The sequence below is a fragment of the Jeotgalibaca dankookensis genome (assembly GCF_002005405.1).
Classification (GTDB): Bacteria; Bacillota; Bacilli; order Lactobacillales; family Aerococcaceae; genus Jeotgalibaca; species Jeotgalibaca dankookensis.
Map to the genome: position 1 here is coordinate 1259875 of NZ_CP019728.1, position 25114 is coordinate 1284988.

Consider the following 25114-nt stretch of genomic DNA (forward strand, 5'->3'; position numbering starts at 1 on the left):
AAGTCATTTTTATTAGATTTATACTTTCTACTTTACACTTATCTAAGATTGTGTAAAGTAGAACTGCTAAATTTATTTTGTACTTGATGAATTAACGTCTATTTCTATCTGACTAATTTAAAGTTTACATAAAAAACTTCAAGTAAGACAATTATGACTCCTATAATAGCTAAATATTCTAATGTTTTAAGAGAAAAAAATCCATTAAGAATTAAGATGACACCTAGTATGAAATAGGTTATACCAACTAATTTTGAAAGTTTATCTTTATCAATAACTCTTCTTTCATTATAACCTGCTAATAACCAAGTAAATTTTTTGATTCCTACTAAATAACTAAGTACTACAACTATGATTCCTATAACTAATGATTCTATGTTCATTTTACTTCACCTCATCAATAAATTTTAATACCGTTTGATAATTGTTGGAATAATATAGAATGGAATAAACAGTGTGAATAATAAGTAAGCAACAACAAATTCCAGGTATAGCGTGTTTAACAACATCTGATTGAAAAAAATTAAAACAAAAATTAATAACAGATTGGCAAAAAACATAAATCGGAGTGACCACTTTGAAATATTAGCATTTATACGGTCATCGTATTCAATTTCTTCTTGTTTTATTTTACTTCGCTTATATTTAGCTACGATCATTAAAGAAATAACACCTATTGATAAAAAAGCTTTTAATGGTGAATTTTCTATAAAAATCAAAATAGTTAAAAATACAAGAACCGGTAGATAGGTAAATAGCTTCTTCATTGTTTCTCCTCCATCCAAAATAGCTTTTCAATTGACGTTCCTAATACATTCGCAATGGCTAGACAGACTTTAATTGTTGGATTATATTTATGTGCCTCAATAAGATTGATAGTCTGCCTAGTAACTCCGACAAGTTTTGCTAGATCTCCCTGAGTTAAAGTTCCGATTTCTATTCTTTTTAATTTAACGTTATTTTTAACCTTAAATTCCTGCAAACTAATCCACCTCCTTTTTATGAATCTGTCATATATAATTTACTTATGTCACATATATATTACTATAAATTTTATTAATTTACAATAAAAAAAGACGTAGTGAGTATCTCACTACGTCTTTATTTGAAATATCTATTAAAAAGTATAAAGCTTATTAATTCTATCCATAGAGGCCTGATTAAGAATACTGATATCTACAAAATATGGAAGTTGCCATTTTTGAGTATGAATGGCTTGTTTGCTAGTTGGTTTATCCCAGCTTGGATAAACACGCATCGCCATTTTTCCTTTTGAAAATGAAGTTTGTAAAATGTTTTTTTCGATCAAAATTTTTTTAGGAAAGATAAATTGCCCCCATTCATCCTTATTTTTAAAGGTTGTTATAACCAACAAGTCAGGGGCTTCTTCAGATAAATAAGGCCGATTTTTATTAGTACTATCTTTTTCCCAAAAAACCACAAACTGCCCGATTTTTGTAGGAGTCCTTTTGGCTACTCTAAACCGAACTGTTTTAGAAGCGAGTTGAAATGTACCAGCGCCATACTCAGCATTTTGATTTTCTGCCTGAATTGACTCTGCTATCAATTGATTGGGTTCATAAATCGTTTGATTCATAAATTCTAAGACTTCGTAAAATTCATTCACTATTTCGCTCCTTTTTCATTCGTGATTGTTTTGGAGCCATGTTTTTGATAGTCTAATTAATAAGAGGAAAAGGAGGGGTCATATGACCATCACGGTAATAAATCACACCAATTGGTTAGGAAATGGAAGTATTCTCACCATTAAACTAAATGGCAAAAAAATAGTAAAAATAAATCCCGAACAACGATTACGGATTAATCTCCCACAAGAGCCAGCTACATTAAGCGTATCGCAACTCGGATCAAAAAGTAATCACTTAGAAGTTCAAGACGGTGAGATTATTGAAATTACAATTAAAAAAGTAACAAGCAAAATCTTCTTTTCCTCTCTACTTACTTTTAATATACTCATACTTCTCACCAATATGTTTTTTCCAACTATTTCATCTAAAATGGCAACTATCTCTATTCTTGGGGTTATTTATATCTCTCTATTATTTCAAGTAAAATGGTATCAATTAAAAAAAGTATAGTTTGTAGGCTTTTAAGAAGTTTGTTTATTAATCATGATACATTCATCAGGAAAAGACTTATTATTAAGCCACGTTTCTATAATTTGATTAAACAAGTCTGGATCTGACAAAAGGATACCATGCCCAACATTGGGAATGATGACACCGGTACAGTTTGGATTATTTTGGGCTAAAAGCCAAGCTGATTTTTTCATTATTTGCTTTTCTTTTTCCCCAACTGTTACTAATATATGGCCTCTTGCTTTATGAAAACTTTTTGGCAATTTAAAGGTCATATTTTCTTTTAATATTCTAATAAGCGTTTCAGCGCGCATATCTTTGCTTTCACTGTAGTATTTTTCAAAATATTCATCACCAATATAGAGTGTTTTTGCTTGTATTTTTGAGAACTTCCAGTTTTTAATCAAAGGGAAAAACGATTTAATTATAGGTCCCATATATTTTTCACCTCTCATTGGTACTACTAAGGCACTGTTTATAATTGAATAATCTACTAAATCTGGCTCCAAACTTAATATTTCAACCAAAACTTGAGCACCTAATGAAAAGCCTACGATGGTTATAGTTTTACCCTTGGATAACTTTTTGGTAATTTCTATAACACTACGCGCACTATTTTCTATTGAAAATGTGTGACTCATTTTATTATTGCCTTGTTCTGGTAGATCAATTGTCACACAGTGGTTGTTATTAAAGTATTGAATTTGCTTACTCCACATCCAACTACTTACTCCTCCGCCGTGTAAAAAAATTAAGAGCGGGCCGTTTTTATTACCATATTCTTGGTACTTTAAAACCATCATTTCCACAGCCCTTTATTTTTTGATAGTAAGTAAAATAAATACTCATGAATGATTAATGATATTACAGATATAAAACTACCAAAAAAACATAATTATCATTCCTTTTCATCATCTTCCCCACCAGACTAGGGTTGCTGCAATAGTTCCAGAATATTTCATCTGTTCTTTTCGAACTAATTCATATAAAACAATTAAAGATTGCGGTGTCTTTAAATTATTTCGCCGTGTATAACGTTCGATTGCGACATTAAGATGAACACTGATTACCCGATAGTCGCCTCCGTTTGTTAGTTTTTTCGCAGCTTTAATCAAGTCTTCTCGGATAGTTTTATCTTTTTTTACTTCTGGATCCGAATAAGCAACACTAATTGCATCCATTATCTGTTGCTCTTTTTTATTCATAGCAAACTTCCTTCCTTTTTTCCAAACCTATCTTTATACTCATATTATGACAAACGCACATACTTAGTTGCAAACTATTCCCCTATTTTAATAGAAGGAAGGTGATGTATTGTGAATTTTATTCAGCGCTCGATTGAAATGAAAGGGCCTTTACTATTATTTGAATTTATTTTTCTAGTTGGTGGTATTTTACTTGTTGTTATTGGATTAAAAATACGTAAGCAGAGTAGGTCTTCAGCATTAATGAGTGTTATTATAGGATTAATAATCGCTCTTATTTCTATCTATTTATTATTTTGGACCTTTATATTCGGCTATAACTCTTAATTTCAAATAAAAAACTGTACTAACGAGGTGGTAAATTTTATGGATATATTTTTCAAAGGATTAAAAAGAGGTTTCTTACTATTCAGTTTTATGTCTATCTTAGCTATAATATTTTACTGGTTTGATATGACTAACAATGCGATAGCTCCTCTCTTTTATGGTTTTATTCTTTTATTCTTAGGACTGGCCAGTATTATCTATGAAATAAAAAAATGGAGCTTTAAAAAGCAGATAACCATTCATTACCTGATTATGCTGATAACTATTTTCCCAACACTCCTAGTTAGCGGATATTTCCCACTTAATTCCTTACAAGATTTAGTTAGGATCTTTATTCGTTTTAATAAAACGGGTCTTACCCTTTTTGCAGTAACCTTTATCATTTCTTATATCCGTAGGAAATACAGCCAACTACAATCATTTTCAAAAAACCGCTAACCTATATAGGCTAGCGGTCTTTTTTATAACTCAGATTGATTCTTCATTTTTCTCTAATTCTTTATAAGCCTCTTTCAAGATGCGACAGTGAACGCCTACAATCCGATTGGATACTTGCGTAATGTGAAAATCTGCTTTTACGCTTAAGGTCGAATAGGCTAATTCTCTTGATATATTATACCGATGAGTTAAGAAATCAACGGCTTCTAAAGCAGCTTGGTGGTTAGCTAAGTCCAACGTATACCCATATCCATGCGTTTCCCAATGGGTATCCGATTCTAAGATTTGATTTCTAAACAACTTTTTATTTTTATGTAAGATAATTTGAATACGCCCATTTACACTTCCCTCAATGGCCGTGCCACTCAATTCGCCGTCTCCTTGGGCGAAATGACTGTCTCCTACATAAACACCGGCTCCGGCTACTTGTACTTTGTAATACATCGATGTGCCAACAACGAAGTTTTTATTATCCACATTTCCGCCAAAATCATAGGGAGGAAGCGAATGGATTTTACCATTCTTAGCTGGTAAGACCCCCGTTACTCCAAAAAACATATTCATTGGAATGGTCAGCTTTTCAGTAACTGGAATTCTCTCCACTGTGCCTGGTATGGTAACAAGTCCGGGAGCGTTTATCGGTCTTGGATACCGATAAGAAAAAATTGGATACGTTATGCCTTTTTCTGGGTCTACCTCGTAAATAAAAACTGTTTCTTCACGATTAAATTCATTGGATAAATTTCCCCAGTTTGCCAAGACACTAGACCCATAGTTCATTCTAGGTTTAGCACTAATCATTTTTACTTCCACAACATCGTTTGGTTCGGCATCTTTGACGTAAATCCCAAGAGTTATCAAAATACCCCCACTTAACCGTTTCGACTGTCGCTTTTAATTCATAAATAGTATTCATAATAGCCTCCTCAAAGGATGTGTACCGGTTGTTTGCGCTTACATTATTAGTTTAGCTATATACTAGCTGTAAGTAATTATCTAACACCATATCGATTTTATCAAATCTAAGCAATCATTAAGAAAAAAATTTTGTTGTTTTAAAATAAAATCTGTATAATAGATTAATAAACATTTACCTATTATATGTTTTATTAAGTATATATTTGAAAGAAAGTAGGCCTCACCGATGGAAGAAAAAACGAATAACGTATCTTTATCCCATATTACGGATCCAGATATAGCTTTACAAGCTTTAAAAGATGGGAATAAGCGATTTATCAGTGGCGACACACTCAACCAAGATGTTGATTTTGCGCTTAAAAAGAAGCTCAGTGAATCAGGTCAAGCTCCTTATGCAGTTGTCCTCTCATGTGCCGATTCTAGGTTATTACCTAAAAGAGCCTTTGACCAAACGATTGGCGATTTATTTTTATTACAGATTGCTGGCAATATTGTCAGTCCAGAGGAAATTGGCAGTATGGAATTTGCGGTTGAGTTCTTTAATAGTTGTCTCATTGTTATTATGGGGCATCAAGGTTGTGGCGCTATTACGGCAGCCGTAAAATCCTCGCCAGATGACCAAGCATTTTCTACAATACATCTTGATACGATTATGAATCGATTAAAAGCAGTTGTTGAAGACAGTGCCGATCAAAGATCAGCACTATCTGAAGAAGACTACATCGATTATTGCGTCGATCACAACGTTAGACGTGGACTTGAAGAATTAACCAACCAAAGTGAATTCCTAAGAGAAAGAATGAAGAGTGGAAAATTAAAAATGGTTGGTGCAAAATACATTTTGGATACAGGTGAAGTTGTATTTGATGACTTCCATACCCTACCTGCTGATTAAAAAATCGCATTAAGAAAACTCCCCAATATTACTGGGGAGTTTTCTTATATCTGTATATCTGTACTTCTAACCTCATTGTTACCCGTCTATTTTATAACTGACACTTTCTGTATCGGCGTAAGTGATTACGTAGAAACCTTTTTCTTGTGACCATTCGGCATAAATTATTTCTTTTAAATTCGTATACCCTTCTTCTTGTAACTTCTTTCTTAACCACGAATCATCTAAATTGTTTGTTTGTAAAACTTTATTCTTAATCTTTCCTTCATCCACAAGTAAAAGCGTCATTGTTTTATCTTCTTCTGACTTTGCAATAACGCTTATTTGCCCTGCCGTTTCTAATATGACGTGTTTAGCATTTTCAAGCGAAAAACATTGTTCCTGTCTAAGCATGGCTCTTAGCTGTTCCATTTCAATATGATTTTTAGTTATTTCTTTTACATTTAACTTGCTATTTCTAATAAGTACAGCTGGCTCGCCTTTTACCCATTTATTTACCTTGTCATTTTTTTGGACGAATTGCTCGATGAGGTAGATCATTATTGCCCACAATCCTATGGCGAATAATAAATGGCCCGTGTTTACGGCATCATCATAAATTGACTCTTCTAATATTCCCCCTAAAACAAGTGTATAAATAAGATCAAACGGAGTGATTTCTGACATGGACTTTTTCCCGAGGAGCCGAACTACAAGCAACAAGCCTAAAAAACCAAATAATAGTTTCAGTGCTATTAAGGCAAACAAATTTTCCCCTCCTCACTAGTAAACAATCATTAACTTCTATTAGAATTTTTAATTTAACTTTTTCAAGTACAATTTTTCTCTCCTTTTTACTTTTACTTTTTATACGTTTATTATAGGAACGGCAACAGTAAATTCAAAGAAAAACGAGTTTTAACAGTAATTTAAAGGAATAAATGGAAGCTTACGAGCAAGTTAAAGAAAAACTAGATACTCTTAAAATCGGTTTCGAAGTTGTTGAACACGAACCCGCACTTATTACCGAACAGGCCAATCATTTTATCGAAGGCGTTGAAGGTGTCCGTACAAAAACTATGTTTCTGACCGACAAGAAAAAAAGAAACTTTTATTTAGTGATTATGGATGACAGTAAGCGGATGGATATGAAACGCTTTTCAGAAATTATTCAAACGAAACGCATTAAAATAGCTTCATCAGAATCATTATACGAAAAGATGCACTTACCACCTGGTGTTGTCTCTCCGTTTGGACTTCTTAATAATACCGATAACGATATTCGCGTCTACATCGACAAGGAGATTATGTCAGAGCAACGAATGAGTTTTCATTTCAAGACTGATGAATTGGTAAAGTATCTTGAGTCAATTGGGTATGAAGTTCATATGTTTGAAATGTGAACTCTTAAAACTGGGCGAAATAAAAGGAAATCAAATAATCCCCTCATCTATTAAATGGAAAAAATTATTTTCTCACTATTCAAACTTAAACCATTTTTTCGCGGTATTAGATGTCACATTTTTAGTCGCTTTTAAAACGGACCTAGCAACGACTTTACCGTTTTCTTTGATAATTCCGCCAATTTGCGTTAATGCACGTACAGACGCATTTTTTTGGATGAAAGATTTTGTCTCAGGTTTTTCCATTCCTAAGTAACTTTGAGTAATAATTCCCACTCGAAAGGTCAAGAGTGCATTTAAGGATCCTTCCATTAAGGAAGAGACAATTAAATTTGTAATGGGAATCATACCGGGAATGGCTGAAGCGATGCTCTCGCCTAAAATAGTTGTAATGAGTAGCTCCATCTGTGATTCAATTAAATCTGAATCCTCTATGGTCCGTGCCATAAAGACGACAGAAGCGACTTGGATATACAGTTTACCAAGGCTTTTAAAAGTAGGTCTTGTTTGGTAAATCGCTGCCAATCGCCAAACCATCTTCATCAGCGTTATCAAAACGGCAATACTGTCTAAAGAGCCATTTTGAGAAATAGCCGTAGATAGAAAAATTTCGTTGGCATTTTTTTGAATAATCGGTGTTGATAACTGATCAAGTTTTTGAAAACCTATCTCAACTAACTCTTCCTTTGATAACGTATCATCATCAAAGTTGATCTCTTTCATATTAGGATTACGTTTCAAGAAATAAATCATAGACTGATAATAAGTTTCTCTTTCTTCTTCAGTGGGATTATCTGGTAAAATAGCTAGTTTAGAACTCTTTTTCCATAGTAGAAGCATCCGAATGATTAAATAAAGAATAGTAAGGGCTAATAGTGACGTGACTATGTTAGCCAAATAAGGGTGGATACGTGTCAATAAATCAAAAAATAAAACAAATTGGTTTGCCATAAAAATAAGAAAGAATAAGCCAAAGAGTATAGATACCATTAAGAGAAGTTTACGAGATGTTTTAACAATGGAATTCATAACACCCTCCTAGTATTTTTATATAATATACCACAAACTTAACAGACTTAGCTTGTTAGAAGAATTACATCATCCCACTCAAAATAAAGAAGCCTTTCAAAAAGGCTTCTTTACTTTACTGAACTTGACTACTCGTCTTTTTATAGACACTTGCCATAAAAAGTGCTGCTATTAAAATAGCCATACTTGCTAATATGAATGGACCAATTTTATACCATTCGTAAAGGAAACCAGCTATGAGCGCCCCTACTATTAACCCTAAAGATTTCATTGTGTTATATAAACCCATTAAGACATGAGATTCGTGATAGTCTGAAGACATCCCCGAGACAATCGTTTGTTGCAACGGTTTACTCATAGCATCAATAGCAAGGAAAATGAAAGCAAAGACAATAAGTAACCACAGTTGATTAACTAGTACAACAGTCACACCTGACAGCGCCATCACGACCATCAAAATCGTATAAGAGCGCTTGACATTGGTCTTTTTAATGAGGTACATACTAATAGTAAAGTTAGCAATAATACCGATTAATCCTGTCCCCATCTTAAGAACGCCGTTATAAGACGGTGGGAAATTATAGACATCACGGACAAAGTAATTAAAAGTTTGATCAAATGACGTAATCGAAACGTATGACAAGAACACTGATACCATGAGAATTACAACTACTGGAACTAAGATCACTCTCACGTTCGCAAAAGACTTAAATGGATTTAATTTCTTAATCTCAAACGGTTCCGAGTCCTGAACGGATTCAGTTTTGTTAAGAAAAATAAAATAGGATAACCCTACGATCATGCAGAGCGCAATTTGGATTTGGAAAGTTAAGAAGATAGAAATATCGCCAACAAAACCACCTATGAAAAAGCCGACAGTTCCAGCTGCACTAATAAAAATACTGCTCAAGGTCAATTGATAACCACGATCTTCGGGTTTACTTTGGCTGACAAGGTAGTTAAGCTGTGAAACTTGGAAACCACCGGAAAAAATTCCTGCCAAAAAGCGCGCTAAAATGACAGAAATTTCTGTCGTGGCATTCATAAATAAATACTGCGCGAAACCATAACCAAATAAGGTAATTAAAAGAATGGTCGACTTTTTAATACGAGAGGACAATTCTCCCCAAAATAATGAAAATAAAAAAATTCCTAAGGCCATACTGGCAAATGCCGTACCAAACATGGAATCCCGTAGTTCTAGATTATTTATAAATGCGGGGGTAACAGGATGCGCTAAATTATTAGAAATCCCCTGAAACATGGTGATAATGTGAAAAATAATAAGCGACGTCTTTGTTTTTCTCATAGTGCCTCCTTTTAACGAACAGTTGTATTCTTAATAGTTTAACAGCATTCTGTTAATATTCAATGAAAAGTAAACTTTATATTTATAAAAGTCATAAAAAAACTGAAACCCTTTTACGAAGGATTTCAGCATATTTAAACATTATTCCCACTCAATAGTAGCTGGTGGCTTGCTGGTAATATCATAGACAATTCGGTTGACGTGGTCCACTTCGTTTACGATGCGGCGTGAAACAACTTCAAGAACGTCATACGGAATGCGTGCCCATTCAGAAGTCATCCCGTCTACAGAATTAACTGCACGGATACCGACTGTATAGTCATAAGTACGTCCATCTCCCATAACGCCCACACTTCTGATACCTGGTAAGACAGTGAAGTATTGCCAGATTTCGCGGTCGAGTCCTGCTTTTGCAATTTCTTCGCGAAGAATCGCATCAGATTCACGAACGATTTCCAGTTTTTCTTCGGTAATTTCGCCAAGAACACGAATACCGAGGCCTGGTCCTGGGAAAGGTTGACGCCATACTAGCGTTTCAGGCATCCCTAATTCGACACCTAGTTTACGGACTTCATCTTTAAATAATGTATTTAAAGGTTCAATCAATTTGAATTGCATATCGTCTGGTAACCCACCAACATTATGGTGTGATTTAATTGTTTGTGCTGTTTCAGTCCCACTCTCAATAACATCTGAATAAATGGTTCCTTGTGCAAGGAATTCAATTCCTTTTAATTTGGTTGCTTCATCATCGAACACACGAATAAATTCTGTTCCGATTACTTTACGTTTTTTCTCTGGATCAGAAACACCTGCAAGTTTAGATAAGAAACGCTCTTTTGCATCCACTTTTATAACATTCAAGCCAAATTTACCTTCTAAACTAGCCATAACAGAATCTGCTTCGTCCTTACGCAACAAGCCGTGATCTACAAAAATACATGTTAATTGATTGCCAATCGCACGTTGCAGTAATACACCCACAACAGACGAGTCTACCCCACCAGAAAGTCCGAGTAGCACTTGTTTATCGCCGACCGTTTGACGGATTTTCTCCACTTCCATATCGATAAAGTCAGCCATCGACCAATCTCCTTGGCAACCACAAATATCAAAGGCAAAATTATGAAGCATTTCGTTACCATGCACAGAATGACGCACTTCTGGATGAAATTGCACCCCATATAATTGGCGTTCAGGGTTAGCAAATGCTGCGACTGGACAGTGTTCGTTTTTAGCTGTTACTTGGAAATTTTCAGGGACAGCAGTAATTAAGTCACCATGACTCATTAGCACGGTTTCGTTTTGGTCTAAACCTTTAAATAGCCCTGTTTCATTTTCGAGGATTTCAATTTCAGAACGACCATACTCACGTTTATGACTGCTTTCAACACGACCTCCGAAAGCCATCGTCATTAGCTGCATACCGTAGCAAACACCTAGAACAGGTAAGCCAAGCTCGTAGATAGCAGGATCAACGGTAAAAGATCCTTCTTGATAAACACTATTTGGTCCACCAGAGAAAATAATTCCTTTCACGTTCTCCATTTTTTTGATATCTTCTGCTGTCGTCCGGTGTGAAAGTAATTCTGCAAATACCCCTAGTTCACGTATGCGGCGTGTCAACAGTTGGTTGTATTGACTACCAAAGTCGAGCACAATTATTTTTTCGATGGTCGTAAAATCTTTTGTCATGAGTGTGTCATCCTCCAATTAATATTTTTTTATATTTAAATAATCAATAAAATGATTATCTGTTTTGTGAATAATCAAGTCTGCTCGCGTCATCGTTGGTGCGATAAAATTCACCAAGTTAGGCAAGTTAACCGTCTTCCAAACCCCTCTCGCCATTTCAATAGCTTCTTGGCGATTGCCAATTGCATAGGAATAGTAATAGTTATCCGGTTGGTCGATTGCTAAATCCATTAACATTTCAAATCGTTCCAGATACCAATTTTCAATGTTCTCAACTGCAGCATCCACATAAATAGAATAATCAAAAAAATCACTGGCATAAATCTGTTCATTTGTAGGAAGCTGTAAAACATTGATCCCTTCCACAATCAATATGTCAGGCTGATGTATTTCATTATACGCGTTTGGAACCACATCGTAAATACGATGTGAGTAAATAGGATATTTCACATGCGGTTTTACTGTTTTAATATCCAACAAAAACTGAATCAATTTTCCCATGTCGTAGCTTTCAGGGAATCCTTTTCGGTTTAAAATCCCCCGCCTTTTAAGCTCAGCATTCGGATACAAAAACCCATCCGTTGTAATCATACCAATTTTTTTATCCGGATAAAACTTCTGAAGTAATTTTTGCAAAACGCGGGCTGTTGTACTTTTACCAACCGCGACACTACCGGAAACACCGATAATTAAAGGTGCTGGTTCATAGGAGCGGCCTAGAAAAGAACTTTTCATTCGTCTTAAATTACGATAGTTTTTGGCATATAAGTCAATGACTTCTACTAAAGGGACGTAAATATCTTTTACATCCGCTAAAGATAATTTATCATTTAGAGAAATTAAACCTTTTAGTTTATCTTCAGATAATAAAGGTACTGAATCTTGATGAAAATTTTTCCACTCATCACGATCAATTCTATAGTAGTTACTATTTGAATTCATGAACTTTCCTTTCATGCTACATACATTTTAAATAATTGTATCATAATTTACGATTAATTCACTAGTTTCTATCATTACCAATCTTTTTTTTAGAATAGCAGTTAAGTTTTCTTAAAATAAGCCGTGATTTGTTTACTTTATACAGTCCCTTAGCTAAAATGAAGAAAATAGAAATACAGAAAGGATGAGTACCTTGAAAAAAGAAACAAAATACCTAGAGCTATGGGGCGACTTAGTCAATTTGAAAGATTTAGTAGTAGCCATCATCCTGTCTGGTAGCTTAACTATGCTTGGTTATTTTCTAGCGCCAAATGGTGATACCACCAAGCAGCTTTTCTTTGGATTAGCGGGCGCTATTATAGCGCTTCTTATTAATACCTTTTTTATAAAACCTAAACGACTCATCTCTAAAAGTCCTTCACAGGAGGTTGATTAGATGGATCTAACACTTCTTTTGCAAATGTTTTTAGCTTCAATAGGAGCCACCGTTCTTTATACAATGATTGGGTTTATTCCTGGAACAGATGAAACGGCCGTTTTAATGCCAATTACTCTTGCAGTTATTTTAGCTGGTGTTCAACCTATTGTCGTTTTAACCTTTTTCATCTCAGCAATTGTCGCTTTGAATTTAATGAATGCGATGCCGACACTCGTAGTAGGTTTACCTGGTGGTGTCATGTCAACCCCAATGATTCCTCATGCTATGACTATAAAAAGAGCGGGTTTGACACATGAAAACATTCGTAAAGCGGCCGCTGGTTCTTTGATTGGTGTCTTAGTGGCTCTTCCAACAAGTCTCTTAATTGCCAACCTAATCGCATCACAAGCTGGCGTTATTAAAGAATATGCGAGTTGGCTCTTTGTTTTTGGTGCTATTTTTCTCTCACTCATGGGCAAGGCTAAATTACTTTCATTACTCATGATTATCCCTTTAGCTATGCTTTTTCAAAGTTTGCGAACCATTTATTGGGAATTAGGTATTGTTTTACCGGAAAAAAATATTACGACCTCATTTTTCCTAGGAATTACTGTAGGACCACTATTAGTTAATCTATTATCTTTCCTTATCCCTGCTAACCGCTCGAAGCTTGAGACTGATAAACTTAAAGAAACGCTGATTCCAACGATTTCTAAAGAAAATCTAACTTTAAATCCTTTCCAAATTATTAAAAAAGACGAATCCATTGCGGCGATGCTAGCTTCTTTCTTTTCAACCTTTGTTTTTGTTTTAAGCCCGGTTGGATTGATTATTCTTTTTGGAGAATTGGTTGGTAAACGGAAAAAAGATCCCATCGAAAAGGCGAGTACCTCGATTGTTACAATGAGTGCTTTAGCGCAGTCTACTTATCTTTCAGGAATTATCATCTGTGTAGTCGCCTTAGGAATTCCTTTGTCTCCTGCAGCCATTGGCCCTGGTGGTGCTCTCTTTACAGCTCCGCCAATTTTTTCAATGGAAAATAATATTCATCACGCTCTATCTGGTTTTGAGTTTGTTGTAGCGATTACTATGGGAGCTTTAGTTGCGGTTACAATTGTCTATTACCTAGCTTTGCGCTACGCTACTCAAATTACTACTTTTGTACTAACAAAAATTCCCCATGAAGCGATTTTGGGTCTTTTTATCGGTTTAGTTTTGTTACTGGCTTATATGGACGCTGGTCTATTAAATATTTTTGGTGTCATCTTGATTGGCTTTATTGGTGGCTACTTGAATAAACTAGGAATGAATTTTGGTATTCAATTTATGACTCTTTATGCAGCGCCATTTATTCTATCATGGTTTGCAAAATAGAGTACGCTCTTATAAAGGAAGATGACAAATGAAAAATGAACAAATTATCGGTACGTCACACGGAAAAATTATCTTAATGGGAGAACATTCAGTTGTTTATGGACATCCCTCCATTGCTCTTCCCTTTCCAGCTGTTCATATGGAAGCAACCATTAAACCAGCTAATGAAGCCACAATTATTGACTGTTCTTACTACAGTGGTATTGCCGATGATATGCCTGAAGTCTTGCAAAGTTTAAAAACAGCAATTGAGACTGCTCTACTTAGTTTAGATAAAGAAAACGAAAAACTAATGATATCGGTCAATAGTACCATTCCTCCAGAGCGAGGAATGGGTTCCAGTGCAGCAGTAGCGGTAGCCATTACCCGAGCAATTTATCATTACTATCATCAGCCGCTTTCCCACCAGCGGTTACTGGAATTGGTTGATGTTTCTGAAAAAATTGCACACGGTAATCCGAGTGGTCTGGATGCCATCATGACAAGTGGTGATCATCCTGTTTTCTATAGAAAGGGACACCCTTTTGTTGAGTTTGACTTGCGTTTGGATGGCTACCTTGTAGTAGCAGATACGGGTGTAACTGGACAAACCAAAGCAGCAGTTGGTAGTATTGCCAGTCGCTTAGAAACGAATGAAAAACAAAAAACTAAGCAACAAATAGAAAAATTAGGCTTATTAGCTGAAAAAGCACGCACTTATTTAGAAACCAACCAACCAATTGCATTGGGTCAAGCCATGAGTGAAGCACATGATTTATTATCTGACCTAGGTGTCTCAAGTACGGAATTAAACCGCCTTGTAGAAGCTGGCAAAGAGGCTGGTGCATTAGGTGCTAAACTAACTGGAGGCGGACGTGGTGGCTGTATGATTGCTTTAGCGGCTAATAAAAATGCTGCTGATAAAATTAGTCAAGCTCTACTAAATTCAGGTGCTGTTAAAACATGGATTACTTATTTAAATGAGGAGGTTAAGGTTTGAAAAACGCTGCCTTTCGCGCACATACGAATATCGCGTTAATTAAATACTGGGGCAAGGAAGATGAGACGCTATTTATCCCTATGAATAGCAGTTTGTCGCTCACGTTAAACGAATTGTACACCGATACCTTTGTCAGCCGTTTAGATGAAGGTGCAAAAGATTCTTTCATATTAAATAACCACGAACAATCGGAAGAAGAAACAAAAAAGATTTCAAAATTTCTTGATTTATTTCGAAAAGAGGCTGGTATTTCTTCGGCTTTTCGAGTAGAAAGTATCAACCATGTCCCAACTGCTGCAGGGTTAGCATCTTCTGCTTCGGCCTTTGCTGCTTTAGCGGGTGCAATGAACCAGGTAACCGGTCTTCAGATGGATCCACAGAAACTATCTACATATGCGCGTCGTGGTTCTGGCAGTTCCACTCGGAGTCTTTTTGGAGGATTCGTTGAATGGCAAAAAGGAACTTCATCAGAAGATTCTATGGCAATTCCGATTGACCCTGCCGATTGGGATATTGGCATGGTTATTGTGGCAGTTAATAAAACTGCTAAAAAGATATCAAGCCGCTTAGGTATGAAACAAACGGTTGAAACCTCTCCTTTTTATCCGGCTTGGGTTTCTTCTGCTAAAGATGATTTAATTGCTATTAAGGAAGCCATTCATGAACATGATTTTAAACGATTAGGTGAAATTACAGAGCATAGCGCCATGAAAATGCACGGATCGATGTTGGGGGCTAAAAGACCGATTATCTACTTTGAACCGGATAGCATGAAAGCTATACAAACTGTCAAAAAGTTGCGAGAGGAAGGCCTTTTATGTTATGTTACCATGGATGCCGGACCAAACGTTAAAGTACTCTGTCGTCTCTCAGAAGCGGAAAAAATCAAGCAAAAATTGCTAGAGGATTTCACTGAGGAACAAGTACTCATTAGTGGTCCTGGACCCGGAATTCGCCCCCTTACAGACAATGAAGCACAGGTCTATGGGTGGTCCATTCGTTAGAGAGGAAGAGGACAGTGATACAAGCCAGTGCACCAGGAAAGTTATTTATAGCAGGTGAGTATGCCGTGGTAACACCCGCACATCCTGCTATTTTAGTGGCCGTTAATCAATTTATTACGGTAACCTTAGAGGAAGCTATCGATAGCGGCTCCATCCATTCATCTTTAAACCAAGGCTTACCCATTCCTTGGACACGATTAGATGGTTCCCTCTACATTGATCAAAGAGAAAACACCTTTATTTATATTACAGAAGCAATTAAAATTACCGAAGATTATATTCAAGAACAAGGAATTTCCCTGCGGTTTTTCCATCTTTCAGTTGAAAGTGAACTGGATAATGCTAAAGGAAAAAAATATGGTCTTGGCTCTAGTGGTGCGGTAACCGTGGCAACGGTTAAAGCTTTACTGCAATTTTATGGTCTTACTATTTCCCCCGAACTTGTTTATAAATTATCTAGTCTGGCTCATTTAGTTGTCAAAAGTAATGGTTCTTTTGGTGATATTGCAGCGAGTGCTTATACCGGTTGGATTGCTTATGCTTCTTTTGACCGCGATTGGGTCATCGAAAAACAAGCCAGCTTATCAATAACCGAGCTCGTGGCATTAAATTGGCCTGGGCTTATGGTTCACCGCTTAACTGTTCCAAAGGAAATACAGCTTTTAATTGGCTGGACTGCTAGCCCTGCATCAACCACGCATCTTGTTGATAAAGTGAACCAACAACGCGTCGATATGGCTGAGTTTTTCCCACAATTTTTACAAAAAAGTAAACAAATTGTGACTGACTTAATCTCTGCTTTTGATAATAAAAATATATCAGAAATTAAAGACAACATTCGTAAAAACCGATTTATTCTTAAAGAACTCGCTGCTAAAGCTGGGGTGCCGATTGAAACCACTTTATTAGAGCAGTTAATTAAGATTGCCAGCTCCTATGATGCGGCTTCAAAAACATCCGGTGCAGGTGGTGGAGATTGTGGTATTGCCTTATTAAATGATAAAGCTGCTGCTCACCTCCTCCTCCAAGAATGGGAAAAAGCTAGGATTCAACCTCTGCCGTTAGAGGTTTATCAAGAAGACTGTGAGGGTGAAAAATGAATATAGACTCGAAACGTAAAGATGAACACGTAGAACTAGCTGAAAAACAATATGTCTCTGGAAGTCAATCTGATTTTCAAAAGGTCCGCTTTGTCCATCATTCCTTTCCCGAAATGGCCACAAAAGATGTGTCGCTTCAAGCGCATCTATTAGGACACGATATGCCCCTCCCCTTTTATATTAATGGGATGACCGGTGGTAGTGAAAAAACTAAAAAAATCAATGCCGATTTGGCAGAAGTTGCACGTCAATTGAACCTTGTAATGGCTTCTGGATCCGTTAGTGCCGCTATTAAACATCCCGAGCTTGTAGATAGCTTTAAAGTTATTCGCGACGTTAATCCTAATGGGTTTGTGCTTGCTAATATGGGCCCCAATCACTCTGTCGAGAATGCCAAACGTGCGGTTGATATTTTGCAGGCAAATGGGTTACAAATTCATATAAATGCACCTCAAGAACTGGTTATGCCTGAAGGCGACCGCGATTTTTCTATCTGGCTCAAACAAATTGAACAGATTGTGGCTCACGTCGGTGTCCCTGTTATGGTCAAAGAAGTTGGTTTTGGAATGAGCCGTCAAACTATTCAACAGTTGATGTCTATAGGCGTACAATGGGTGGATGTTTCAGGCCGTGGTGGTACAAACTTTGCTGCAATTGAAAACGAACGTCGGACAAGTTTTTCTTATGATGATTTGGAAAATTGGGGTCAATCAACGGTTATTTCCTTATTGGAAGCCTATGAGTTCAAGAGCGACGTTCATATTTTAGCTTCTGGTGGAGTTAAAACACCTTACGATATTATTAAAGCGCTCAGTCTAGGAGCAGAAGCAGTTGGTCTATCTGGTCAACTCTTAAACATGGTCGTAAATGATGGCCCTGAAAAGACTATTATGACCCTAGAAGGATGGCGTGATAAACTAATCGCTATTATGACTTTACTTGGTAAAAAATCAATTACAGAATTGCAAGAAACAGATCTTATTTTCCAAAGAGACATCATCGATTGGTGCGACATGCGCATGATTGATTACCGTTCCTTTAGCCTGCGATCAAAATAAGTAAACAGACAGACTCAAGTTAGACTTGAATCTGTCTGTTTACTTTTTATTTGTATTTAAATTAAGTAAGCCAAATGAATAGTGCGATGGAGAAAACGCCAGCTAGAATGGCATAAATCATACTTTTGGTTTTATAGGCGACCAAGACGGTTATAATGGAGGGTAACAGTTTAACATTGGTCATTAAGTTAAAAGTTAATTGATCCTCCTAAAAGAAAATATCAGTCGCGATAAGAGAAGCAAAAATTGATATTGGTAAATAAGTCATCCATTTTTGAAACCACTCCGGCAATTGTGCATTTCTAAATGCAAGAATGGGTATTAAACGCGGTAGGTAGGTTACCAAAGCGGCTCCAAAAATAATTAGCAAGATATCAGGATTCATGTAGTCGCGCTCCTTTCCAATCTTTAAATAATTCCAGGCTAAGACCAAATAAAGAGGCTAACACTGAAGCAAATAATATGACAATTCCGCTCGGCAAAATGAGCTTTAATAAAATAGCTACAGCCATTCCAAATATCCCCGTCCAAACAACAATCTGATTATCCATCTGAGAAACAAGTAAAAAAATAAACATAGCTGTTAATACATAATTCATCACAACCGTTGACAAAGCGATCGTATTGCCTAATAAGGAACCAATAAAGGTACTACCAACCCAAGTCATGTGGGCAATAATACCTGCTGCTAATGCTTTTTCGGGTGTCCAATCTTTATCCACTTTAAACTTCATCGTATTCACTGCAAAGGACTCGTCGGTAATGATTTGGGCAAATAAGAGGTTAAAGCGTGTTGATTGCCTTTTGAGTCTTTTAGCGAAGGTTGAAGCCATCAATAAATGCCGTAAGTTTATAAAGAAAACCATGGTAATGATTTCAATAATTGCCGCACCACTTAATAGCATGGACGCTATTAGAAATTGAGAAGCCCCTCCATAAATCAATAAGCTAGCCATAAAAACTGAAAAAGGATGAAAACCTGATTGTTGAAGTAAAATTCCACATGCTAACCCCAACGGTATATAGCTAATACTAATCGGAAAAATAATTTTAGCGCCGGCCAACCAATCGTCTTTTTGCAAAAGAATACCTCCTCATTAAATTTTAGTAGTTTTGATTTTAACATAATTTGGTACGATAGTAATCAGCTTCTTTTGTACATTTTGCTTGTAATGCATTAAAATAGATGCAAATAGGAACGGGAGGTGCGTTAATGTATATTTTAGACAATATGGAAGTCACCGTTCGATTGGTTGTGGCTGTTTTAATTGGTTCAATTATTGGACTTGAAAGAGAGCGCAAAAACCAATCAGCTGGAATTCGAACGAATATCATTGTATGTGTATCTGCCTGTATTCTAACGATTATTCAAATAAAGATATCTTTTTCTGTTATACAAATGGTTTCTGCTGATCCAGAGCTACATGGGGTACTGTCAACAGATTTCGCGCGTATTACCGCTCAAATTGTTAGTGGTATTGGTTTTTTAGGAGCGGGTGCAATTTTGACTACACAGATGGATACCATATCCGGTTTAACAACAGCCGCGACCATTTGGGCCGTTTCAGGTCTTGGTATTGCTGTTGGAATGGGTTATTACTTCTTATCTATTTCTTCAACACTCATTCTCATCTCAGTTTTATACTTATTAAAAAAAGTCACCAAGCCGGGAGAAAAGCACGTATTAATTATCAAAATGACTAATGATAGGCATATCAAAGAAGTTCGGAAAGTATTTGAAACCTATGAACTTCATAAAATTAATGAAGACTTTGCGATGTCCCGAGTAGATGGCGAATTAATTTATACCTTTACTTATTTTTTATACATCCCTAATAAACTTGACAATAGTGACTTAATTGATGCTTTTTTAGATATTAGTGATGAAATTGTTGGGATTACTATTAAAGATTAAAAAAATTCGTAAGGTTTTTAGCCTTACGAATTTTTTTATTTAGTAATAACTTCATGGATCAGTGTGGGGATAAGTTGCTCTTCCCCAATTTTGTAAGCAGCTAACGCCATATTTTCTGCTTCAGTCATCTCTTCTTTATTAGCATATAAAGTGACGATGACTTCGCCAACTTCAACTGCGTCGCCTACTTTTTTATGTAGCATTAAACCGGCTGCTAGATCAATTTCTGATTCTTTGGTTGCACGTCCTGCACCTAACTTCATCGCAGCTACACCAATGTTATCGGCAATAATTTCAGTCACAAATCCTGACTGCTCTGCTTTGACATCTTTAGTAAAGGATGCTTGCGGCATGAGGCTATAGTCATTTACCACTTCGGGATTTCCGTCTTGAGAGGCAATGAATTCTTTGAATTTTTCTAGTGCTTGTCCATTAGCTAATTTTTCTTCTAGCAAGGTTCGTGCTGCTTCTAGTGAGTCTGCTCCTCCACCTAGATAAACCATTTGCGCTCCTAAAACCAAACACAATTCTTTTAAATCATCTGGGCCTTTTCCTTTTAAGGTTTCAATCGCTTCTTCTACTTCAAGCGCATTACCAATTGCTTGTCCAAGTGGTTGGCTCATATCAGAAATAATTGCCATTGTATTGCGTCCAGCTAGATTTCCAATTCGAACCATGGCTTTAGCTAATTCTTCAGCAGCTTCTGTTGTTTTCATAAAAGCTCCTGCGCCCACTTTTACATCCAGAACAATTGCATCTGCTCCTGAAGCGATTTTTTTACTCATAATAGAACTTGCTATTAATGATAAGGAATTAACGGTTCCTGTTACATCACGTAAGGCATATAATTTTTTATCAGCAGGAGTCAAGTCGCCTGATTGCCCGACGACTGATAGTTTATTTTTATTTACTAATTCAATGAATCGCTCTTCTGATATTTCAACGTGAAAACCAGGGATTGATTCCAATTTATCAATTGTCCCACCAGTATGTCCCAGACCACGTCCACTCATTTTAGCAACTGGAACCCCAGTACTTGCAACAAGTGGTGCTAATACCAATGTAGTTGTATCCCCTACTCCACCAGTAGAGTGTTTGTCTACTTTGATTCCTTCAATCTCAGACAAATCAATTTGATCCCCTGATTCTGCCATTGCCATGGTCATTTCCATCCGTTCATTATCAGTCATATCTTGGAAATAAATCGCCATCGCAAGTGCGCTCATTTGGTAATCTGGGATACTCCCATTTGTAAAACCGTTAATTATATAGTGAATTTCTTCTTTAGATAATTCCTTACCTTCTTGTTTTTTAACAATGAGATCAACCATTCTCATAAGTATAGCCACCCTTTCAATTTTTATCGTTCAACTTTGATATCTTTGACGCCTTCATCTGTTCCGACTAATACACGGTTGACACGATTTAAGAAAAGCCCATGTTCAACCACACCAACCATTTCAATCAATTCATTTCCTAATGAAAGAGGATCGGTAATTTTACCCATATGTAAATCTATAATATAGTTTTCTTCATCGGTTAGATAGCGACTGCCATCTTGGTTAGTACGAAATTCTGGGTTATACCCTTTTGCTTTTAATTGATTGAATATATGTTGTGAACCATATTTAATCACTTCAATTGGTAGTGGAAAAGCTCCTAGCTCATCAACCATTTTGCTCTGATCAACAATCCAAATTACTTGGTCAGAATTATTAGCAACAATTTTTTCAATTAAGAGCGCACCACCGCCACCCTTAATCCCTTGAAAATCTTTACTGATTTCATCTGCTCCATCCACTGTAATAGCGATTCGTTCGACTTCATCAACACTTTTTAGTGGTATTCCTAAACTTTCAGCCTGTTCTTTTGTTCGTGTCGATGTTGTTACACCGGTTACATTTAAATGTTCTTCCTTGACACGACGACCAATTTCTTCAACAAAATAATATGCGGTTGAGCCTGTCCCTAATCCTACAACCATTCCATCTTCAATATACTTCGCGGCTTCGATACCCACTGCTTTTTTCAATTCCATGGTTCACCAATCCTCTGTATTTGTAGTAACCACATTATAACATAGGCTATTCTTTCGAAAATAAGATATAGATGAGAAAATCAATCAAAATAATTGTTAATGTCCACTTTTGTATATATTTTAGAGCCAGGGTGGGGATAAAATAAAAATAATGACCACATCAACTTATTTTGAAACTCTAATCTGAGAATTAAATCAATATAATAACCACTTTTGCACAAAAAAGACTAGAAGGAATTAGATTCCTTCTAGTCTTTCATTAATTTCGATACATTTTTACTTCTAAAAACAAATCATTATAAAGACCTAACCATTCTGGCCCTAAATTTTCGTAAACTTCCATATTTTCAATGGCTGCATCAGATGGATAAAATTGCGGATCGGCAATAATTTCGGGATCCATTAATTCTTTAGCAGCATCGTTTGGTGTTGAGTAACCCACATATTCTGCATTGATGGCGGCATTTTCAGGTTCGAGTAAAAAGTTTATAAAGGCATAGGCACCTTCCACATTTTTAGCTGTTTTAGGAATCACAATATTGTCAAACCATAAGTTTGTGCCTTCTTCTGGGATTACGTAGTGTAAATTCTCATTTTCCCAAACCATTTCACTTGCTTCACCAGAAAAACTAACCGCAATGGAGGCTTCTTCTTGAATCATATACATCTTAATTTCATCGGCAATAATGGCTTTTACATTGGGAGTCATTTCTTTTAATTTCGCAGCTATTTCGACTAGTATTTGTTTATTCTTTAAGTTTAAAGAATAACCCTCGCTCTGCAAACCAATTCCCATTACTTCACGGGCACCATCTATAAGCATTAACTCATTGCGGTAACTATCATCCCATAAATCATTCCAGGAGGTAGGTATATCCTCAATCATCTTATCGTTATAAATAATCCCTAAAGTACCCCAAAAATAAGGAATAGAATAGTCATTGCCTCTATCAAAACTTAAATCTAAAAAGCGCGGATTAATATGCTCTAATCCTTTAATTTGGCTATGGTCTAATTCTCGTAACATGTTTTCCTCAATCATCCGGGAAATCATGTATTCTGACGGAACGGCAATATCATAAGACGTTCCACCTTGGTTTATTTTTGTATACATGGCTTCGTTGGAGTCAAAGGTTTCATAAGAAATTTTATAGCCGGTTTCTTCTTCAAATTCTTTCAATAAAGAAGGATCAATATAATCGCCCCAGTTATAAACCGTTAGCGTATTATCCCCGGTAAACCCCTGCGCATGATTCAAATAGTCAATTCCAGAAACAAGTAATAAGGAAAAAGCCAAAACTGAGAGAATCCCTATCAATAGCTTTCTCATAATGAAATCCCCTCACTTTCTATAAAGTGAACTGTTTTAGCGGCTTTTTCGCGGCGCTTCTGTCCATAAATCTGAATGCCATTATATCCAAGTACTAAAGCTAGTGTAAATATGAACATTAAAGCACTCAAAGCATTGATTTCTAGACTGACACCACGGCGGGCGCGTGAATAAATCTCAACTGCTAATGTACTAAAGCCATTCCCGGTTACAAAGAAAGTTACCACAAAATCATCTAAAGAGTAGGTAAAAGCCATAAAGAAGCCACTTAAAATCCCTGGTGTAATACTTGGCAGTAAGATGCGTGAAATCACTTGCCAAGAATTGGCTCCTAAATCTTCTGCTGCTTGAATCATCGAGTCTTTCATTTCATAAAGACGTGGTAGAACCATCAAAACGACAATCGGAATAGAAAAGGCAACATGCGAAAGAAGAACGGAAACAAATCCTAAATTAAAACCAATTAAGGTAAAAAGGATCAAGAGGCTGGCACCGATAATAACATCTGGTGATACCATTAAAATACTATTTAAACTCAATAACAGTTTTTTATTTTGCTTCTTTTTAACATAATAAATATAAATGGCTCCAAAAGTACCAATAAAAGTCGCTAATAAAGCGGCCAGCATGGCTACTAATAAGGTATTTAATACAATCCCAATTAAACGTGTGTCTTCAAAAACCGCTTGATAATGCTCCCAGGTGAAGCCAGTAAACTGATTCATCGTTCCACCGGCGTTGAAAGAATAAAAAATCAGATAAAAAATAGGTAAGTAAAGGATAACAAATATTATGAAAAGGAAAATATTATTTCCTTTGGAGTTAGAAGTTAATTTCATACTTTACTTCCTCCTTTATTTTTTCGGTCACCGGTTAAAAGTAAAATTAGGATCATCGATATAATTAAGACCACTCCAATTGTTGAACCCATTCCCCAATTTTGAGTCACTAAGAAATGTTGTTCCACAGCCGTCCCTAGAGTAATAACGCGGTTTCCACCGATCATTCGCGTCAACATAAAGAGAGAGAGCGAAGGAATAAATACTGCTTGAAAGCCACTTCGAACGCCTGTCATACTTAATGGAAAAATAACCCGTTTTAGGGTTTCCCAACGCGTCGCTCCTAAGTCGAAACTCGCCATTTGTAGCGAGGGATTTATTTCCATAATGGAGTTATAAATAGGTAAAATCATAAAAGGTAGTTCAATATAGGTTGCTACAAATATAAAACTGAAATCGGTAAAAAGAATTTGTTGCGGTCCCAATCCTAGAAAAGTCAGAAATTGATTGACCGAACCGCTTTGACTAAATATTCCAATAAAAGCGTAAGCTTTTAAAAGGAGATTAACCCAGGTTGGTAGAATGACTAGCGACAGCCAGAGTTGTTTGTACTTTGTTCGACTCAAAAATAAAGCAGTCGGATAACTAATCAAAAAAGTAAAACCTGTTATTAATAAGGCATAAAAAAATGAATTGATTGTCATTGTTAAGTAATTACCTGATGTGAAATAAGCGGTATAGTTACTTAATGTAAAGTTACCTGAAATATCAAAAAAAGATTGATATAGAATTAATAAAACAGGAACAATGACGAATAGTCCTAACCATAAAACATATGGGGTCGCGAACCAGTATTTAGCTTGTTTTGTCATCTTGGCCC

General features: G+C 36.1%; 31 protein-coding genes and 1 pseudogene. 12 read left to right on the forward strand and 20 right to left on the reverse strand.

The window, feature by feature from the left end; genetic code table 11:
* Positions 1–104: 104 nt before the first annotated feature.
* The 4 genes from BW727_RS06215 to BW727_RS06230 all read right to left on the reverse strand — a co-directional run bounded on the left by BW727_RS06215 (position 105) and on the right by BW727_RS06230 (position 1627).
* On the reverse strand, positions 105–383 hold the full coding sequence (locus BW727_RS06215; RefSeq protein WP_062468821.1) for a DUF3784 domain-containing protein: 279 nt from the start codon (positions 381–383) through the stop codon (positions 105–107).
* A 24-nt stretch (positions 384–407) separates the two neighbouring features.
* On the reverse strand, positions 408–767 hold the full coding sequence (locus BW727_RS06220; RefSeq protein ID WP_062468818.1) for a hypothetical protein: 360 nt from the start codon (positions 765–767) through the stop codon (positions 408–410).
* A complete protein-coding gene (locus BW727_RS06225) occupies positions 764–982 on the reverse strand; it encodes a helix-turn-helix transcriptional regulator (RefSeq protein WP_062468815.1) in 219 nt (72 codons plus the stop codon). Before BW727_RS06225 ends, BW727_RS06220 begins: the two co-directional genes overlap by 4 nt.
* Before the next feature lie 135 nt (positions 983–1117).
* Entirely contained in the window at positions 1118–1627 is a 510-nt protein-coding gene (locus BW727_RS06230; RefSeq protein ID WP_062468812.1) for a MepB family protein, read from the reverse strand.
* Between the two features lie 82 nt (positions 1628–1709).
* Here BW727_RS06230 and BW727_RS06235 point away from each other — a divergent pair, with 82 nt between their 5' ends.
* Complete coding sequence (locus BW727_RS06235; protein ID WP_062468809.1) at positions 1710–2099, forward strand: hypothetical protein; 390 nt, start codon at positions 1710–1712, stop codon at positions 2097–2099.
* An 11-nt stretch (positions 2100–2110) separates the two neighbouring features.
* Here BW727_RS06235 and BW727_RS06240 read toward each other — a convergent pair whose 3' ends face one another.
* Positions 2111–2902, reverse strand: coding sequence for an alpha/beta fold hydrolase (locus BW727_RS06240; protein WP_217994413.1), 792 nt, complete (start codon positions 2900–2902; stop codon positions 2111–2113).
* A gap of 108 nt (positions 2903–3010) precedes the next feature.
* Positions 3011–3304, reverse strand: a complete 294-nt coding sequence (locus BW727_RS06245) for a bacteriocin immunity protein (protein ID WP_062468806.1) — start codon at positions 3302–3304, stop codon at positions 3011–3013.
* Positions 3305–3415: 111 nt separating this feature from the next.
* On the opposite strand from BW727_RS06245, the gene BW727_RS06250 reads away from it, so the two are divergent.
* Both BW727_RS06250 and BW727_RS06255 read left to right on the forward strand, forming a co-directional pair.
* Positions 3416–3631, forward strand: coding sequence for a hypothetical protein (locus BW727_RS06250; protein ID WP_062468803.1), 216 nt, complete (start codon positions 3416–3418; stop codon positions 3629–3631).
* Between the two features lie 39 nt (positions 3632–3670).
* Positions 3671–4069 (forward strand): DUF3021 family protein, encoded by a 399-nt coding sequence (locus BW727_RS06255; protein WP_062468800.1) that lies wholly within the window; start codon positions 3671–3673, stop codon positions 4067–4069.
* 30 nt (positions 4070–4099) lie between these two features.
* Here BW727_RS06255 and BW727_RS06260 read toward each other — a convergent pair whose 3' ends face one another.
* Together BW727_RS06260 and BW727_RS10845 are read right to left on the reverse strand one after the other, a co-directional pair.
* Positions 4100–4870: an acetamidase/formamidase family protein gene (locus BW727_RS06260; RefSeq protein ID WP_156179550.1), complete on the reverse strand. Its 771-nt coding sequence runs from the start codon at positions 4868–4870 to the stop codon at positions 4100–4102.
* A complete protein-coding gene (locus BW727_RS10845) occupies positions 4863–4985 on the reverse strand; it encodes a hypothetical protein (protein ID WP_257787920.1) in 123 nt (40 codons plus the stop codon). Before BW727_RS10845 ends, BW727_RS06260 begins: the two co-directional genes overlap by 8 nt.
* Before the next feature lie 228 nt (positions 4986–5213).
* Here BW727_RS10845 and BW727_RS06265 point away from each other — a divergent pair, with 228 nt between their 5' ends.
* On the forward strand, positions 5214–5882 hold the full coding sequence (locus BW727_RS06265) for a carbonic anhydrase (protein ID WP_062468794.1): 669 nt from the start codon (positions 5214–5216) through the stop codon (positions 5880–5882).
* A gap of 78 nt (positions 5883–5960) precedes the next feature.
* On the opposite strand, the gene BW727_RS06270 is transcribed toward BW727_RS06265, so the two are convergent.
* Entirely contained in the window at positions 5961–6629 is a 669-nt protein-coding gene (locus tag BW727_RS06270; protein WP_062468791.1) for a DUF421 domain-containing protein, read from the reverse strand.
* Between the two features lie 173 nt (positions 6630–6802).
* Here BW727_RS06270 and BW727_RS06275 point away from each other — a divergent pair, with 173 nt between their 5' ends.
* A complete protein-coding gene (locus BW727_RS06275) occupies positions 6803–7264 on the forward strand; it encodes a prolyl-tRNA synthetase associated domain-containing protein (RefSeq protein ID WP_062468788.1) in 462 nt (153 codons plus the stop codon).
* A gap of 75 nt (positions 7265–7339) precedes the next feature.
* Here BW727_RS06275 and BW727_RS06280 read toward each other — a convergent pair whose 3' ends face one another.
* The 4 genes from BW727_RS06280 to coaA all read right to left on the reverse strand — a co-directional run bounded on the left by BW727_RS06280 (position 7340) and on the right by coaA (position 12239).
* Entirely contained in the window at positions 7340–8293 is a 954-nt protein-coding gene (locus tag BW727_RS06280; RefSeq protein ID WP_062468785.1) for a DUF697 domain-containing protein, read from the reverse strand.
* A gap of 115 nt (positions 8294–8408) precedes the next feature.
* Positions 8409–9602 carry an MFS transporter gene (locus tag BW727_RS06285; RefSeq protein WP_062468782.1) on the reverse strand — a complete coding sequence of 398 codons (1194 nt, stop codon included), beginning with the start codon at positions 9600–9602 and terminating at the stop codon, positions 8409–8411.
* A gap of 141 nt (positions 9603–9743) precedes the next feature.
* On the reverse strand, positions 9744–11297 hold the full coding sequence (gene guaA / locus BW727_RS06290) for a glutamine-hydrolyzing GMP synthase (protein ID WP_062468778.1): 1554 nt from the start codon (positions 11295–11297) through the stop codon (positions 9744–9746).
* Positions 11298–11315: 18 nt separating this feature from the next.
* Positions 11316–12239: a type I pantothenate kinase gene (gene coaA / locus BW727_RS06295; protein WP_062468775.1), complete on the reverse strand. Its 924-nt coding sequence runs from the start codon at positions 12237–12239 to the stop codon at positions 11316–11318.
* A gap of 193 nt (positions 12240–12432) precedes the next feature.
* Here coaA and BW727_RS06300 point away from each other — a divergent pair, with 193 nt between their 5' ends.
* From BW727_RS06300 to fni, 6 genes are read left to right on the forward strand one after another with little or no spacing between them, the layout of a single operon-like run.
* Positions 12433–12675: a hypothetical protein gene (locus BW727_RS06300; protein ID WP_062468771.1), complete on the forward strand. Its 243-nt coding sequence runs from the start codon at positions 12433–12435 to the stop codon at positions 12673–12675.
* On the forward strand, positions 12676–14031 hold the full coding sequence (locus BW727_RS06305) for a tripartite tricarboxylate transporter permease (protein WP_062468769.1): 1356 nt from the start codon (positions 12676–12678) through the stop codon (positions 14029–14031).
* A 28-nt stretch (positions 14032–14059) separates the two neighbouring features.
* A complete protein-coding gene (mvk, locus tag BW727_RS06310) occupies positions 14060–15010 on the forward strand; it encodes a mevalonate kinase (protein WP_062468766.1) in 951 nt (316 codons plus the stop codon).
* A complete protein-coding gene (gene mvaD / locus BW727_RS06315; protein WP_062468763.1) occupies positions 15007–16014 on the forward strand; it encodes a diphosphomevalonate decarboxylase in 1008 nt (335 codons plus the stop codon). The genes mvk and mvaD overlap by 4 nt, the downstream gene beginning before the upstream one ends.
* A gap of 14 nt (positions 16015–16028) precedes the next feature.
* The gene (locus BW727_RS06320; RefSeq protein ID WP_062468760.1) at positions 16029–17114 is read left to right on the forward strand and encodes a phosphomevalonate kinase; all 1086 of its coding nucleotides are present in this window, start codon (positions 16029–16031) and stop codon (positions 17112–17114) included.
* A complete protein-coding gene (gene fni / locus BW727_RS06325; RefSeq protein ID WP_062468757.1) occupies positions 17111–18172 on the forward strand; it encodes a type 2 isopentenyl-diphosphate Delta-isomerase in 1062 nt (353 codons plus the stop codon). Before BW727_RS06320 ends, fni begins: the two co-directional genes overlap by 4 nt.
* A 61-nt stretch (positions 18173–18233) precedes the next feature.
* Here the strand turns inward: fni and BW727_RS10730 are convergent.
* Both BW727_RS10730 and BW727_RS06335 read right to left on the reverse strand, forming a co-directional pair.
* A pseudogene (locus BW727_RS10730) lies at positions 18234–18557 on the reverse strand (AzlD domain-containing protein).
* Positions 18547–19254: an AzlC family ABC transporter permease gene (locus BW727_RS06335; protein WP_062468754.1), complete on the reverse strand. Its 708-nt coding sequence runs from the start codon at positions 19252–19254 to the stop codon at positions 18547–18549. The pseudogene BW727_RS10730 and the gene BW727_RS06335 overlap by 11 nt, the downstream one beginning before the upstream one ends.
* Positions 19255–19385: 131 nt before the next feature.
* Between BW727_RS06335 and BW727_RS06340 the strand changes: the two genes are divergently transcribed.
* Positions 19386–20087, forward strand: a complete 702-nt coding sequence (locus BW727_RS06340) for an MgtC/SapB family protein (RefSeq protein ID WP_062468751.1) — start codon at positions 19386–19388, stop codon at positions 20085–20087.
* Positions 20088–20122: 35 nt separating this feature from the next.
* Here the strand turns inward: BW727_RS06340 and BW727_RS06345 are convergent, their stop codons facing one another.
* From BW727_RS06345 to BW727_RS06365, 5 genes are all read right to left on the reverse strand, one after another.
* Positions 20123–21424: a pyrimidine-nucleoside phosphorylase gene (locus BW727_RS06345; RefSeq protein WP_062468749.1), complete on the reverse strand. Its 1302-nt coding sequence runs from the start codon at positions 21422–21424 to the stop codon at positions 20123–20125.
* 23 nt (positions 21425–21447) lie between these two features.
* Positions 21448–22125, reverse strand: coding sequence for a ribose-5-phosphate isomerase RpiA (gene rpiA, locus BW727_RS06350; protein ID WP_062468746.1), 678 nt, complete (start codon positions 22123–22125; stop codon positions 21448–21450).
* A 259-nt stretch (positions 22126–22384) separates the two neighbouring features.
* Complete coding sequence (locus BW727_RS06355; RefSeq protein ID WP_062468743.1) at positions 22385–23455, reverse strand: ABC transporter substrate-binding protein; 1071 nt, start codon at positions 23453–23455, stop codon at positions 22385–22387.
* Positions 23452–24294, reverse strand: coding sequence for an ABC transporter permease (locus tag BW727_RS06360; protein ID WP_062468741.1), 843 nt, complete (start codon positions 24292–24294; stop codon positions 23452–23454). Before BW727_RS06360 ends, BW727_RS06355 begins: the two co-directional genes overlap by 4 nt.
* The gene (locus BW727_RS06365) at positions 24291–25106 is read right to left on the reverse strand and encodes an ABC transporter permease (protein WP_062468738.1); all 816 of its coding nucleotides are present in this window, start codon (positions 25104–25106) and stop codon (positions 24291–24293) included. Before BW727_RS06365 ends, BW727_RS06360 begins: the two co-directional genes overlap by 4 nt.
* Between the last annotated feature and the right edge of the window lie 8 nt (positions 25107–25114).

Excerpts from the sequence above, each read along its gene's own strand:
- BW727_RS06215 (WP_062468821.1), bottom strand. The coding sequence starts at position 383 with ATGAACATAGAATCATTAGTTATAGGAATCATAGTTGTAGTACTTAGT.
- BW727_RS06220 (WP_062468818.1), bottom strand. The coding sequence starts at position 767 with ATGAAGAAGCTATTTACCTATCTACCGGTTCTTGTATTTTTAACTATT.
- BW727_RS06235 (WP_062468809.1), top strand. The coding sequence starts at position 1,710 with ATGACCATCACGGTAATAAATCACACCAATTGGTTAGGAAATGGAAGT.
- BW727_RS06240 (WP_217994413.1), bottom strand. The coding sequence starts at position 2,902 with ATGATGGTTTTAAAGTACCAAGAATATGGTAATAAAAACGGCCCGCTC.
- BW727_RS06245 (WP_062468806.1), bottom strand. The coding sequence starts at position 3,304 with ATGAATAAAAAAGAGCAACAGATAATGGATGCAATTAGTGTTGCTTAT.
- BW727_RS06255 (WP_062468800.1), top strand. The coding sequence starts at position 3,671 with ATGGATATATTTTTCAAAGGATTAAAAAGAGGTTTCTTACTATTCAGT.
- BW727_RS06260 (WP_156179550.1), bottom strand. The coding sequence starts at position 4,870 with ATGATTAGTGCTAAACCTAGAATGAACTATGGGTCTAGTGTCTTGGCA.
- BW727_RS10845 (WP_257787920.1), bottom strand. The coding sequence starts at position 4,985 with ATGAATACTATTTATGAATTAAAAGCGACAGTCGAAACGGTTAAGTGG.
- BW727_RS06265 (WP_062468794.1), top strand. The coding sequence starts at position 5,214 with ATGGAAGAAAAAACGAATAACGTATCTTTATCCCATATTACGGATCCA.
- BW727_RS06275 (WP_062468788.1), top strand. The coding sequence starts at position 6,803 with ATGGAAGCTTACGAGCAAGTTAAAGAAAAACTAGATACTCTTAAAATC.
- BW727_RS06280 (WP_062468785.1), bottom strand. The coding sequence starts at position 8,293 with ATGAATTCCATTGTTAAAACATCTCGTAAACTTCTCTTAATGGTATCT.
- BW727_RS06285 (WP_062468782.1), bottom strand. The coding sequence starts at position 9,602 with ATGAGAAAAACAAAGACGTCGCTTATTATTTTTCACATTATCACCATG.
- guaA (WP_062468778.1), bottom strand. The coding sequence starts at position 11,297 with ATGACAAAAGATTTTACGACCATCGAAAAAATAATTGTGCTCGACTTT.
- coaA (WP_062468775.1), bottom strand. The coding sequence starts at position 12,239 with ATGAATTCAAATAGTAACTACTATAGAATTGATCGTGATGAGTGGAAA.
- BW727_RS06305 (WP_062468769.1), top strand. The coding sequence starts at position 12,676 with ATGGATCTAACACTTCTTTTGCAAATGTTTTTAGCTTCAATAGGAGCC.
- mvk (WP_062468766.1), top strand. The coding sequence starts at position 14,060 with ATGAAAAATGAACAAATTATCGGTACGTCACACGGAAAAATTATCTTA.
- fni (WP_062468757.1), top strand. The coding sequence starts at position 17,111 with ATGAATATAGACTCGAAACGTAAAGATGAACACGTAGAACTAGCTGAA.
- BW727_RS06340 (WP_062468751.1), top strand. The coding sequence starts at position 19,386 with ATGTATATTTTAGACAATATGGAAGTCACCGTTCGATTGGTTGTGGCT.
- BW727_RS06345 (WP_062468749.1), bottom strand. The coding sequence starts at position 21,424 with ATGAGAATGGTTGATCTCATTGTTAAAAAACAAGAAGGTAAGGAATTA.
- rpiA (WP_062468746.1), bottom strand. The coding sequence starts at position 22,125 with ATGGAATTGAAAAAAGCAGTGGGTATCGAAGCCGCGAAGTATATTGAA.
- BW727_RS06355 (WP_062468743.1), bottom strand. The coding sequence starts at position 23,455 with ATGAGAAAGCTATTGATAGGGATTCTCTCAGTTTTGGCTTTTTCCTTA.
- BW727_RS06360 (WP_062468741.1), bottom strand. The coding sequence starts at position 24,294 with ATGAAATTAACTTCTAACTCCAAAGGAAATAATATTTTCCTTTTCATA.
- BW727_RS06365 (WP_062468738.1), bottom strand. The coding sequence starts at position 25,106 with ATGACAAAACAAGCTAAATACTGGTTCGCGACCCCATATGTTTTATGG.